This is a genomic window from Phormidium sp. FACHB-1136 (assembly GCF_014697375.1).
Lineage (GTDB): Bacteria > Cyanobacteriota > Cyanobacteriia > Phormidesmidales > Phormidesmidaceae > Nodosilinea.
Map to the genome: position 1 here is coordinate 18324 of NZ_JACJRS010000026.1, position 12855 is coordinate 31178.

Genomic DNA, 12855 nt, shown 5'->3' on the forward strand with positions numbered 1-12855 from the left:
TGCTGTCGATTGCCTGTCAACAGACAACCGATTGACATCACGGTATGGCCCGTTTTGCCTCGTTCTGCTCGTATTGTAAAAAGCCGTGGGAACAACCTTAATCTGTCCTAGGGGAGAACCTCATCGGCCAATGGGGAGAGATGGGGAACCTGGGCGGTCAACGACTGGGGATGCACTCCGGCGCGATGGGCGGCGATGACCCCAACGGCTTCCAAATAGGAGGATACGTTGACGGGATGTCCCCCCAAAGCCGTTAGGGGCACATTGAGAGTCGTGGTATTGTCAGCCACGGCAATCACTAGGGTTTTGGTGCGGCTGAGACTCAGGACGGCACCGCCCCCGCAGGCACTCGCAGGGACGAGAATGGCGTCCACCTGGTCGGCCCAGATGTCCCCAGATTGGCCATAACTGGCGGGTAGATGGTCAGACAGCGCATTTCCCGGACGGGTGACAAACTGGGGCGCACGGCTCAGCCCCGCCAGCACACAGGGCAAAAAGGTATAGCCAATTTCCTCCGCCGCCGCCTTGGGCGACACTGCCGAATCGAGGGGCAAGGGACTGAGGGCCGGAGCATGGGCGCAGGGCACCCCAAAGGTGCGCACGACTAAATGGCTAATCACCGCTTCGGCCCCCGCCACTAGGTCAACCCCTTGACCGAGGCGATAGTTTTGCAGGGTTTCCAGATCGGCCTCATCCTCATCGTCCGGGAAGCGGGCCACCACGGCCATGGCTTCTGCCCCTGCGGCCATGGCCTTTTCCGCCGCCCGCAGCAAACTATCGGGCTGTTCCAGCGTGCCCCAGGTGGCTCCAGAGTCTGCCTGCCGCAGGGTCACCCCTAGAGGCGCATCGGTAATCACATAGTCCAGCACATCCAGGCCCAGGGTGGCACGGGTGGCCTCGGCGGCTTGCAGGTGTCGTCCACGCAACTCTGTTTCAATGGCGGCATCCAGCACCAGCCCAACCCGATTCCGATGCACCGGACGCAGCCCCCACCGTCCCGCCGCAAACTGATCCAGCCCAAACCCCTCCACATACAGGGCATTGGGCAAGGGCCAATACAACTGCGCCCCATTCATCACATTGGGATGGGTAATCAGCCGATCCACCACCGAAGCCACCACCCGCGCCGCAGGCAGGGCATCCCCGGCATAGCCACCAATGGCCGCCCCCACCCCCGTCGGCACCACCATCACCGCCGTATAGGGTCGCAATGCCATCCCCTGAAACCCGCTAGCCATGCGCTACCCCCTCGTCACGGAACCCACCTATGATCCCATAGGGAGGGGGGCAGGGGGGATCCTCACGATGCACTTCAACCGAGTGAAATCCGCTATGGGCAAGTCTAAAAAGTCAAGGTATTCTTGTACTAAACAGAATTCGCCATGATGACGCCCCATCCCCTCGGTTCGGTCATTCAGGGATCCCTTAGCCAAGGGCTAGACATTCGCCTCCATCCCGATATTTCGGTGGAAGATATGCGGGTGGGCAAGTTTTTGGTGGTGCGGGGGCGACGATCTCAGTTTTTTTGCATGTTAACCGACGTGGCCCTGGGGACGGGGAGCCAGCGAATCTTGGCCCATCCTCCAGAACCCGAAAATCTATTTTTGCAGGAGGTTTTGGCGGGCACGGGCACCTACGGGACGTTGACGTTAATCCCCATGTTGATGTTTACGGAGATGGCGGAAGAACAGGGAACAGGGAACAGGGGACGAAAAAACATCGCCAAAGATGATCCGGGAAAGTATACGGGATTGGTGGCGCAGAGTAATGCGGACGTGGAACTGCTTCCAGTGAAGACGATTCCCGCCCACTTTAGCCAGGTCTATGAAGCCAGCGAGCGGGATTTTCGGATTATTTTTGGTTGGGAGGACGACCCCCATCGGCGCAATTTTGCCATTGGTCAACCCATTGATATGGAGGTGCCTGTTTGTCTAGATCTAGACCGCTTTGTAGAGCGCAGTAATGGCATTTTTGGGAAGTCTGGCACCGGAAAATCCTTCTTAACTCGGCTGCTGCTAGCGGGCACCATTCAGCGAGGGGCAGCGGTCAATCTTATTTTTGATATGCACTCGGAATATGGCTGGGAAGCGGTCAGTGAGGGCAAGGCATTTAGTACCGTAAAAGGGCTACGACAGCTTTTCCCTGGTCAGGTGCAGATGTTTACCCTAGATCCAGAATCGACCAAACGACGGGGGGTGAACGATGCCCAGGAGCTCTTTATTGGTTTCGACCAAATTGATGTGGAAGATCTAGCGTTAGTGCGGGGGGAACTCAATCTTTCGGAGGCCAGTTTAGAAAATGCGATTATTCTGCGTAACGAATTTGGCAAATCCTGGATTAACCGCTTGCTGATCATGACGAATGAGGAAATTCAGGAGTTTTGCGAAACCAAAATGGGTAGCAAGTCCTCCATTATGGCTCTACAACGGAAGTTGACTCGGCTGGCCGATTTGAAATATCTACGCAACACCAGCACCACAAATTATGTGGGAAAAATCCTTGCTGCACTGGATGAGGGACAGCATGTGGTGGTGGAATTTGGCTCCCAGTCCACCATGTTGGCCTATATGCTGGCGACCAACGTGATCGCCCGCCGTATTCATGCCAATTATGTACAAAAGGCCGACCGTTTCTTGCAGACCAAAAATCCGGTGGATCGCCCCCGCCAACTGATGATTACCATTGAAGAGGCCCACCGATTCCTCGACCCCGCCACCGCCAAACAGACCATTTTTGGCACCATTGCGCGGGAAATGCGGAAATACTTTGTCACCCTACTGGTAGTGGATCAACGCCCCTCCGGCATTGACAACGAAGTGATGTCCCAAATTGGCACCCGCATCACTGCCCTGCTCAACGATGAAAAGGATATTGACGCCATTTTTACCGGGGTCTCTGGCGGGCAAAATCTGCGATCTGTCTTGGCCAAGCTGGACTCTAAACAGCAGGCCCTTATCCTGGGCCATGCCGTGCCCATGCCCGTGGTGGTGCGCACCCGTCCCTACGACAGCACGTTTTATCGCCAAGTGGGCCAAACCGCCTGGGAAGACCTGCCCGACGACCTGGTTCTCCCCGCCGCCGCCCAGGCCAGAGCAGATTTGGGGCTGTAGTCCTGTCCTCTACCCTGCATCAGAACCCAGGGACGGAAGGCTAGGACACCGAGGGCTGGGCGGCCTGGTGGGCCAAGATATCGCCCAAGATATCGGCCAAACCGGGCACAGCGGCTTCTACATCCCCCTTTACAGACTGTCGTAGGCGCTGGTAAGTGGTTTTAATGAGACTGTTGCTGCTGTGGGCAATGCGGGTATCGGTCACGCTGAGCAGGCTATCGGCGGTGAGAGCGCGATGCTCCTTGAGGTAGGCGGCGGCATCTCCGGTGGCCGCTCCTTCGCTCCAGAGCGGGTCTAGGGCGGTCAGCATCTCCGGTAGCAACCGTTCTATCGCCCCTGGGATATAGCTTGCCCCTAGCCCCTTCACCACGCCATAGGCCGTTTTGAGGGCCACGCCCCCTAAGCCTCCCTTGGCCGCGACTTGGGTGTCGATCAGGTCAACGCAGGCGTTAATGAGTTTGGCGCGGGTGGTGGCATCCTGTAGCAAGTCGGGCAAACCCATGGAGATCCTCCGTGATGGCAAAGGTATTGCCCCCTATTTTAGGCTGAGGACTATCCGCGTAGATTCCCGTAGGGACTGAAAAGTCCTTCATCAACGCTTTATCCCCTGTTGGGACAGGATGGCTCTGGTGGGGTAGTAGCAGAAGACTCCCGCAGGATGGTGATCCCACCCCACAGCACCAGGAGGGTAATCCCCAGGCCAATGATCAGATCGGGGAGGGGCGACCGCCACCAAACCACCAGCCCAGCCGCCAGTATCACCCCTAGGTTAGCAAGGACATCATTGCGGGAAAAAATCCAGCTCGCCCGCATGTGAATCCCCCCCTGACGGTGACGGGTGATTAACGCCAAGCAGATGACATTGGCCACGAGGGCTAAGGCTCCCATGATGACCATGAGGGTGGATTGGGGATCACTGCCCTGCCAGAAGCGACGGAGGACATCCGCCAACACCAGGGCCGCTAGGGAGATTTGGAAATAGCCGCTTAACCTGGCCGCCCGCCGTTGATGGCCTTGGCGGCGACCCACGGCATAGAGCGATACCCCGTAGACCGTGGCATCGGCCAGCATATCCAGGGCATCGGCGGTGAGAGCCGTGGATTGTGCCCACCAGCCCACCAGTCCCTCGGCCACAAACATGGCCGCGTTAATGGCCATTAGCCAAACCAACACCCGCCGTTGAGCAACGGTTTGGGCCTCAACATGACATCCACAGTCACCCATTATCCTTCGCCTCAGTACAGAAAAACCACCTAGGACAAGGCCCGCAAATCTACAATGAAGGTCTGCCCCGCCACCACTACCCGATCTCCGTTAACCAGCTTGCGACCTCGGCGCAATTCGATGTCATCATTGACTTGCACCTCACCACTTTGCACCATCACCTTGGCCTGTCCACCGCTGGCGGCTACCTGCATTTGTTTCAGGAACTGATCGAGCTTGATGTAGTCGAGGCTGGGCATGGTGAGCTAAATCGCAATGACGGCTAGGCTGAAGCGGTTGTGTATCCAACGGGCGGGTCAATATTGCGGGTCGATATTCCTAGAGTTCTCGGTAAAAGGCTGGCAGCGCAATCAGACTGGTGCAATTCTGACACAGGATCCTCCTTCAAGTCTTGCCATATCCCCGGTCCCTTAGCCATCCTTCCGTGGCCGTTCAGTGCCCAGGCATCATGAAATCCGTTAACGTTGTACGGCCTTGACTAGCACCCCCGATTTCAACCTTCTCTACGACCAACTGCATCGCCTCGATGGCCAGGGCTATGGAGCCTACAAGTCCCTCAAGGGTGCCTATCGATTTGAGGCATTCACGCTCCACATCGACCATGTGCAGGGGGATCCCTTTGCAGCCCCTAGTCGGGTGCGGGTGGTGATGCCCCAGGCGGTGGCGGGGTTTCCGGCGGAAGTGCGGCAGACCCCAGGGCGGGCAGTGGCGCTGGCGGATTTTTTGATTCGAGCGGCGTACCAGGCCACCCAGCAGCGAGAGCGACAGGCAGGGTCGGGCAAGCGTGGGCTGATTGGCGTGGTGCGGCCCAGTCAGGCGATTCTGCCTCGGAGTGCGGCTCAGGTGACAGCAGAAACGGTGGAACTGCGGCTGACGGTGGGGCTTCCGGCCTTTGGGCGGCGCATTGCCGGAAAACAGGCGGCAGACTTGCTCTGTCGGGCGCTGCCGGAGTTGGTTGATGACACCCTGCGCTATGCGGCCTTGGATGCGGCGGCGATTCAGCGTCATATCTACGGTGCCGAGGATGCCGATGCCCTGCGATCTCAGTTGGCGGATCGGGGGCTAGTGGCCTTTGTGGCGGATGGGGCGGTGTTGCCTCGGCGCAGTGGCGTGGATGAGCGGCCCTTGGCGGATGGGGCGGTGCCGTTTCAGTCGCCGGAATCGCTGCGGGTGACGTTGCCCTGTCCCCACGCCGGATCGGTGACGGGGCTGGGCATTCCCCAGGGCATTACCCTGATTGTGGGCGGTGGCTACCATGGAAAATCGACCCTGCTGCGGGCCATCGAGGCGGGCGTTTACAACCACATTCCCGACGATGGACGGCACCAGGTGGTTACCGATGGGGCGGCGGTAAAGATGCGGGCCGAGGATGGCCGAAGCATTGCCGGGGTGGATATCTCGCCCTTTATCAACCACCTGCCCCAGGGCCAATCGACCCGCCAGTTTTCCACCACGAACGCCAGCGGCAGTACTTCCCAAGCGGCGGCGATGATTGAAGCCGTGGAAGCCGGGGCCAGGGTACTGCTGGTGGATGAAGACACCTCCGCCACGAACTTCATGATTCGGGATCGGCGAATGCAGGCGCTGATCGCCAAAGACCGAGAGCCGATCACCCCCTTCATCGACAAGGTGCGCCAGCTTTATACTGACTACGGCCTTTCCACGGTGTTGGTGATGGGGGGCAGCGGCGACTATTTTGACGTGGCCGATACGGTCATCGCTCTAGATGAATTCGTGCCCCAGGACGTAACTACTCAGGCCAAAGCCATTGCCGCCCAATACCAAACCGACCGCCACCGCGAGGGCGGCTCCCGCTTCGGCGACCTCACGCCCCGCATCGTGCAGCCCCACAGCATCGACCCCAGCAAAGGGCGGCGCAGCGTCAACCTCAAGGCTAGGGACACCGATCAGTTGCAGATCGGCACCGAAGCCATCGATCTCTCTGCCGTGGAGCAACTGGTGGAACCGGGCCAGGTACGGGCCATTGCCGAGGCCATCGTCTACGCCCAGCGCTACCACATGACCCCAGATCGTCCCCTTGCACAGGTGATTAATGCCGTTATGGCCGATTTAGCCGATCATGGTCTGGATGCCCTCACCGACTGGCCCATGGGGGATCTGGTGATGTTTCGCGGGTTAGAACTCGCTGCCGCCATCAACCGCCTCCGTAGTCTTCAGGTGCAGTCCGTTCGTTGATGACTCTTGATGCGAACTCTTGATGCGATCCCTTAATGTCCTCATTTTCCATTCCCGGCTATCATCTGCGCCTAGGATCACCCCTGGATCGGGCCACCCTGGTCAAATTTATGGAGCGCACTTACCAGGAATTAGGGGAGGCTTCCCCTCTTAAACACCTCGCGGCCACGGTGGATCGCTATCTTTCCTGCGATACGCCCCTGTGGATGGTAGAACGCCCCGGTAGCCGAGGATCTGCCATTGCCGTGGGCTGCATTTGGCTGGGCCAAGCCACCGACCAACGCAGCGGCCTACTCCATCCCTATGTGCTGCTGCTCTACGTTCATCCCGACCACCGCCGTAGGGGATTGGCGACGGAACTGCTGCACACCGCTCACCAATGGGCCACCGCTGAAGGTCACCCCCAAATCAGTCTGCAAGTGTTTAGCGAAAACGCCCCGGCCCAGGCGCTTTACCAAAAATTGGGTTATCAACCAGAGGCCCTTTTGATGAAGCGTTCTCTCAAACCGTAGGGCGTTCATCCATTCCAGATCGCCCCTGCATAGATTGCACGGCGTGAACCGATCCTCCGAATATGGGATGCTCCAGAATAATGGAACCGGGATGAGCGAGGTATGACGGGTGGGCGGAATTGTGATTGCGGGGGAACGCAGCGGCGTGGGCAAAACCACAGTCACGCTGGCGTTATTGGCGGCCTTGGCCCAGCGTTCCCAGCGGGTGCAGTCCTTTAAGGTGGGGCCAGACTACATCGACCCCATGTTCCATACTAGGGTGACGGGCCGTCCCTGCTACAACCTCGACCCAGTGCTGACCTCAGCCGTCTACGTGGGCCAATGCTTTGCGGAACAGTGTCGGGATGCGGAGTTCGCCGTGGTGGAAGGGGTGATGGGCCTGTTTGATGGGGCCACGGGCACCGCCGAAACCGCCAGCACCGCCCACATCGCTAAGCTGTTGAACTTGCCCGTGCTGTTGGTGGTGGATTGCAGCCGACTCTCGCGGTCGGTGTTGGCCATTGTGCATGGCTACCGTTCTTTCGACCCGGCCCTGAACCTAGCAGGGGTGGTGCTGAACCGGGTGGGCAGTGATCGCCACCTGCAACTGTTGCAGGATGCCCTCGCCACCTTTGATCTGCCCATTTTGGGCATTCTACGTCGGCAGGCAGAGATTACCCTCCCCGACCGCCACCTGGGCCTGGTGCCCACCGCTGAATTGCCCCAGCTTCAGGAACGCCTAGATCGCCTTGCCCACCTAGGACAAACCAGCTTCGATTGGCCCCAACTGCTGCCGCTGCTCAGGGTCTCGAAGGCCGTCTCCCCAGCATTACAAACGCTGGAAAGCCCGGTTTCTGAAGACAGTCCCCGATGCCACGATCCCCGATGCCACGATCCCCAAAGCCACGATCCCCAAAGCCACGATCCCCAAAGCCACGGTCTTCAAAGCCAAGAGGTACCTCAAAGCCGCTCCCAGCCCCACGAAACGGCAAATCTGGAGCTGATTCGCCGCACCAAACCCCGCCTTGCAATCGCCCAGGATGCCGCCTTCAGCTTCTACTATGCCGATGGCCTAACCTACCTAACCTACCTGGGGGCGGAACTGGTGCCCTGGAGTCCCCTGGTGGATGCGACCCTCCCAGAAGCGACGGATGGGCTGTACCTCGGTGGCGGATTTCCAGAAATGTTTGGGGCGGCACTAGCGGAAAATCGGCCCCTACGGCAACAATTGCGTCAGCGCATTCAGGCCGGATTGCCCACCTACGCCGAATGCGGCGGGTTGATGTATTTGGCGGAACATCTGGTGGATTTGCAGGGGCGAACTTGGCCCATGGTGGGGGTTTTGCCCACGACGGTCACCATGGAATCGCGGCTCACCCTAGGCTATCGACGGGCCACCGCCACCGCCACCAGTGTGGCTCTCCAGGCCCAACAACAGGTCTGGGGCCACGAATTTCACCATTCCCAGGTCACCAGGCCACCCAGTGCCCCCCTCTACCAATTGCAGCGGTTTGATGCCAAAAGCCCCCACACCACCGAGGGTTGGGGGGCTCGTCATCTCCATGCGTCCTACCTGCATCTGCACTGGCAGGGCAGTCAGATCCAGGCGCAACAGTTCCTTGTCGCCTGTGCGACCTATCACCACGCCCAATCAGCCATCGTAGAACGGTAGGGGCGCGGTCTCCTCGCTCTGCCCGCTGATACCGTGGGTAAGCAAGCCGGATTTAGTATCCGTTACAGGCCGGGATTGTAGCCACGGCCTAGCGTTTTAGCCATGCGGACATAGTTTTTGGTCGTCCAGGTTTGGCCATCGGGGATATCACCTCCCAGGCCAGGGTCATATCCAACGCTCAGTATGCGGCCAAATTGGGTCAGTTCTTTGCTGTTCCAGGATTGAGTCGTAGTCATAACGTCTCCGGTTTGTTAACTCATTTTCTTGACCCTTAAATCCTAACGAACCGTAGCCTATGTTACCAAAACCTCCGTTTATGTCATTCATGAGCAGGTTGCATGGAAAGGCGCAAGGCCGTCCTCCTGGGGCGTTGGATCCTTGGGGTTGGGGCTTGGCAACTTGGGCTAGGAATTGCCGATAGGACAGCGCGATCTAGCCCAATGGCTTCCCGCCACCATGGCAAAATGGGGGAATCTGTTTTCTGCCGTTCATCCCTGGATTGTTGCAATGTCTAGCCCCGACGTTTCCTTGCCCAGTCCTCCGCCCGCTCAGTCGGCCCGCCCCAATTTAAGCCTGCTGACCATGCTGCGCCTGGGGGTGTTCAACATGGGATTGGGCATTATGTCTTTGCTCACCCTGGGCGTTCTCAACCGGGTGATGATTGAGGAACTGCGGGTTCCGGCCTTGATTGCGGCGGGCACCATTGCGGTGCATCAATTCATGGCTCCGGCGCGGGTGTGGTTTGGCCAAATGTCCGACGCTCGGCCCCTGCTGGGCTACCACCGTAGCGGCTATATCTGGTTAGGGATTGGCTCGGTGGCGGTGATTTCCTTTTTGGCCCTGCAAGTGGTGTGGCAAATTGGTAGTCGTACCCTAGAGAACGGGTGGGGGCCAGCGGTATACCCCTGGGTAGGGCTGCTGGGGGTACTGTTTGCGGCCTACGGTTTGGCCCTGAGTGCGACCTCAACCCCCTTCACCGCCCTGCTGGTGGATGTGTCTGACGAGGACAGCCGCTCCCGCCTGGTCAGCATCGGCTGGGCCATGCTGATGGTGGGCATTATTACCGGGGTGATTATCACCTCCATCGTGCTCAAGCCCATCGAGCTAGATGCCCCCTTCGAGCAGGTGCGGAGTGCGGTGAATCGGCTGTTTATCATTGCCCCAGCGGTGGTTTGTGCCCTGGCTGTCTTCAGCACCTACGGCATCGAGCGCAAATATTCGCGCCTGCGGGAACGGTCGTCCCTCAAGGATCGCGAGGACAACCTCACCCTAGGTAAGGCGTTGCGGATTCTCACCGCCAGTCGTCAAACGGGGTTGTTTTTCAGTTTCTTGCTGGTGCTCAGCCTCAGCCTGTTTATGCAAGACGCCATCCTCGAACCCTACGGCGGCGAAGTCTTTGGCATGACCATCGCCGAAACCACCCAACTCAATGCCGCCTTTGGCATGGGCACACTATTGGGGATTATCTTCACGGGCTGGCTGGTGGTGCCCCGCATCGGCAAGCAGCGCACGGTGAAGCTGGGCTGTACCTGGGCGGCGCTTTGTCTAGTGGGTCTCATTTTGTCGGGACTGACGGCCTCGCCTCAAGTATTGCTGTCGGCGGTGTTCTTGTTTGGTACGGCTTCTGGGGTGCTCACCCTGGGGGCCATCGTGCTCATGCTGGATCTCACGGTGGCGGAAACGGCGGGTACTTTCATCGGCGCGTGGGGGTTGGCCCAGGCCATCGCCAGGGGCAGCGCCACGGTGCTAGGGGGTGGTTTGCTGGATCTGGGACGGGTGATCTTCGGCGGCGGACAGGGAACCGCAGCGGTGGGCGAACCCAATGCCCTGCTGGCCTACGGGCTGGTGTTTGGCCTCCAGGCGGTGGGCATGATGGTGGCCATTGGGCTGCTGAGCCGGGTGGATATTCACGAATTTCAATCCAATGCCAAGGCTGCCATCACCGCCGCCTTGGAAAGCGACATGGATTAGGTGGCCCTCACCCCCAGCCCCTCTCCTAGTAAGGATCTGCGGCTCATACACATTATGTTTTCATGCCGCAATTCCTTGGAGATCCCCCTAAATCCCCCTTGGAAAGGGGGACTTTGAATCCGGTTCCCCCCTTCATAAGGGGGGCTAGGGGGGATCAACCCTAGGAATCCAGCAGAATGGAGACTTGTGTATAAGCATGAGCCCCAAGGGAGAGGGATTTAGGGTGAGGGCGACCCTAGGTTAGGCGGGATTGCGCTCCTAAAATCGCCTCTCAAAATCGCCCCTCAAAATCAACATTCTCAACAGGTTTTCCATGGAATTGTTTTGGCAGACGGTGCTGGATTTTGCCCAAATCACCACCCAGCGCGTGGGGCAAAAATTACTGGAGGATTTTGGCCATGCCCAGGCCGATCTCAAGGCCGATGGCAGCTTGGTAACGGCCTCCGACCGTTGGGCCGATGAAGCCCTCCGCACCGCCATCCACGACACCTTCCCCGACCACGGTGTCCTCAGCGAAGAGGTGGAACATATTTTCCCTAACACCGACTGGTGCTGGATTATCGACCCCATCGATGGCACCACCAACTTTACGCGGGGCATTCCCGTCTGGGGCATTTCCCTGGGGTTACTCTACCGAGGGGTGCCCGTGTTTGGCTATGTCGCCCTGCCGCCCCTGGGGCAGGCCTTCCATGGCTATTGGCCCGGTGATAGTGGGTTAACCATGTCCAGCGGTGCGTTTTTCAATGGTCGCCCCATGCAGCCCAGCCCAGCGGCACCTGGCCCCCAGGAATTTTTTAGCCTCTGTGCCCGCAGTACCTCAGTGATGGCCCAGCCCTTCCCCTGCAAAATTCGGATGCTGGGAGCCGCCACCTATAATCTGTTGCTGGTGGGGGCGGGTTGGGCGATTGGTGCGGTGGAAGCCACCCCCAAAATCTGGGATATTGCCGCCGTGTGGGCCATTGTGCAAGCCGCCGGAGCTACCTGGGTTGCCCTGGATGGGGGCAATCCCTTTCCCCTCACCGTGGGCCAAGACTATAGTCGTCAGCCCTACCCAACGCTGGTGACAGCTCAGGCAACTTGGGTAGATACCTTTTTGCCCCTAGTTGCCCAGGTAGGACAGCGGGGGTAAGGAATTTACAGCATTACTGTCGCTAGGGTAATTCTGCCTACCAAACCACGGCTTCGCCCTGGCCCCAAAAGCCGTCGTATTTGGTGACTTTGACATCCCCTAGCACCTGGGTTTGGCAGGCGAGGCGAAGGTTACGGTCAGCTTTGTGGGGGGGCAGGGAACGGCGGGTTTTGTCCTTCCAGGTTGGCTCTGACACATCCCCTTCAGCCTGTACGGCACAGGTGCCGCAGGATCCGAGGCCACGGCAGTTAATCACCGTAGACTGGCCGTTGTAGAGATCTACCCCATTGGCCAGCAGCACCTTTCGCAGGTTGGCACCGCTTTCGCATTCAAAGGTTTTGCCCTGGGCAGATACCGTCGGCATGGGTCGATTCCCCTGTGCATAACATACCTAGTTTTATAACGCACGGATCGGGAATTGGGGGCTGGGATGTGAGTTGGGGTTAGACGGATAGCTCGGTGGCGGCGGTGGCGATTAGATCGCGCAGTTGGGTTTTCCAGGCTTGCTCTAGGGCAATGAGTTCGTCTCGGTGGGCGGTGACGATGACTCGGTTTTGGACAGTGGCGTCATCCTGGGGTTGGGCCTGCACGATCACCTGTTCCTCGCGACCCGACCGCCGCCAATAAAACCAGCCCGCCACAGGTGCTAGGAGGATCAGCCCGCCAAAGGCCATGCCCACCCCCGGAAAGAGGCTGGACAGCACGAGGGCAAAGCAGAGACAGCCCACCGCCGCCAAACTAGTGAGGAATCCGGCCAAAAAGACGCTGGGGCGCACCTGTCCCTTGAGGGTGAGGTGCTGGGTGGCCCTATCCATGGCCTCTACCTGGTAGGCCCGCTGCTCAAAGTAGGCCGTTAAGGCATCCATGGTGGTTGCTGCCGGGGCTGGGGGATCGAGGATGAGACGTTCGATCCGGTCTTTGGTGGAGGCCCGAATGAAAAAGAATAACCCCACCATCATCAGCAGGGTTAGGAACAGCGTGGAATAAATGACGGTGTTGGTCACAGCAGCGCTCGGCAGTGAGGGTATTGTTCTACATTATTAAGCAATGTTGAGCCATTCA

The 12855-nt window shown here is 58.9% G+C and carries 13 protein-coding genes; 6 read left to right on the plus strand and 7 right to left on the minus strand.

Annotated elements, in window-relative coordinates:
• Nucleotides 1–107 precede the first annotated feature (107 nt).
• Nucleotides 108–1217: a DUF3326 domain-containing protein gene (locus H6G62_RS10010; RefSeq protein WP_190494711.1), complete on the minus strand. Its 1110-nt coding sequence runs from the start codon at nucleotides 1215–1217 to the stop codon at nucleotides 108–110.
• A gap of 165 nt (nucleotides 1218–1382) precedes the next feature.
• On the opposite strand from H6G62_RS10010, the gene H6G62_RS10015 reads away from it, so the two are divergent.
• The gene (locus tag H6G62_RS10015) at nucleotides 1383–3110 is read left to right on the plus strand and encodes a DUF87 domain-containing protein (RefSeq protein WP_190494625.1); all 1728 of its coding nucleotides are present in this window, start codon (nucleotides 1383–1385) and stop codon (nucleotides 3108–3110) included.
• A gap of 40 nt (nucleotides 3111–3150) precedes the next feature.
• Here the strand turns inward: H6G62_RS10015 and H6G62_RS10020 are convergent, their stop codons facing one another.
• From H6G62_RS10020 to H6G62_RS10030, 3 genes are all read right to left on the minus strand, one after another.
• Nucleotides 3151–3612, minus strand: a complete 462-nt coding sequence (locus tag H6G62_RS10020; protein WP_190494627.1) for a hypothetical protein — start codon at nucleotides 3610–3612, stop codon at nucleotides 3151–3153.
• Between the two features lie 98 nt (nucleotides 3613–3710).
• Complete coding sequence (locus H6G62_RS10025; protein WP_190494629.1) at nucleotides 3711–4334, minus strand: cation transporter; 624 nt, start codon at nucleotides 4332–4334, stop codon at nucleotides 3711–3713.
• A 29-nt stretch (nucleotides 4335–4363) separates the two neighbouring features.
• Nucleotides 4364–4573: an RNA-binding S4 domain-containing protein gene (locus tag H6G62_RS10030; protein WP_190494631.1), complete on the minus strand. Its 210-nt coding sequence runs from the start codon at nucleotides 4571–4573 to the stop codon at nucleotides 4364–4366.
• Between the two features lie 235 nt (nucleotides 4574–4808).
• Between H6G62_RS10030 and H6G62_RS10035 the strand changes: the two genes are divergently transcribed.
• The 3 genes from H6G62_RS10035 (at nucleotide 4809) to H6G62_RS10045 (ending at nucleotide 8693) form a co-directional block, all read left to right on the plus strand.
• Nucleotides 4809–6530: an ABC-ATPase domain-containing protein gene (locus tag H6G62_RS10035; RefSeq protein WP_190494633.1), complete on the plus strand. Its 1722-nt coding sequence runs from the start codon at nucleotides 4809–4811 to the stop codon at nucleotides 6528–6530.
• Nucleotides 6531–6565: 35 nt separating this feature from the next.
• Nucleotides 6566–7042 carry a GNAT family N-acetyltransferase gene (locus H6G62_RS10040; RefSeq protein ID WP_190494635.1) on the plus strand — a complete coding sequence of 159 codons (477 nt, stop codon included), beginning with the start codon at nucleotides 6566–6568 and terminating at the stop codon, nucleotides 7040–7042.
• Nucleotides 7043–7151: 109 nt separating this feature from the next.
• Nucleotides 7152–8693, plus strand: coding sequence for a cobyrinate a,c-diamide synthase (locus H6G62_RS10045; protein WP_190494637.1), 1542 nt, complete (start codon nucleotides 7152–7154; stop codon nucleotides 8691–8693).
• 62 nt (nucleotides 8694–8755) lie between these two features.
• Here the strand turns inward: H6G62_RS10045 and H6G62_RS10050 are convergent, their stop codons facing one another.
• Entirely contained in the window at nucleotides 8756–8929 is a 174-nt protein-coding gene (locus H6G62_RS10050; protein ID WP_190494639.1) for a hypothetical protein, read from the minus strand.
• Nucleotides 8930–9200: 271 nt separating this feature from the next.
• On the opposite strand from H6G62_RS10050, the gene H6G62_RS10055 reads away from it, so the two are divergent.
• Nucleotides 9201–10664 (plus strand): BCD family MFS transporter, encoded by a 1464-nt coding sequence (locus H6G62_RS10055; protein ID WP_190494641.1) that lies wholly within the window; start codon nucleotides 9201–9203, stop codon nucleotides 10662–10664.
• A 313-nt stretch (nucleotides 10665–10977) separates the two neighbouring features.
• On the plus strand, nucleotides 10978–11793 hold the full coding sequence (locus tag H6G62_RS10060) for an inositol monophosphatase family protein (protein WP_190494642.1): 816 nt from the start codon (nucleotides 10978–10980) through the stop codon (nucleotides 11791–11793).
• A gap of 37 nt (nucleotides 11794–11830) precedes the next feature.
• On the opposite strand, the gene H6G62_RS10065 is transcribed toward H6G62_RS10060, so the two are convergent.
• Complete coding sequence (locus H6G62_RS10065) at nucleotides 11831–12157, minus strand: 2Fe-2S iron-sulfur cluster-binding protein (protein ID WP_190494644.1); 327 nt, start codon at nucleotides 12155–12157, stop codon at nucleotides 11831–11833.
• A 79-nt stretch (nucleotides 12158–12236) separates the two neighbouring features.
• Nucleotides 12237–12797, minus strand: coding sequence for a cofactor assembly of complex C subunit B (locus tag H6G62_RS10070; protein WP_190494646.1), 561 nt, complete (start codon nucleotides 12795–12797; stop codon nucleotides 12237–12239).
• Nucleotides 12798–12855 lie beyond the last annotated feature (58 nt).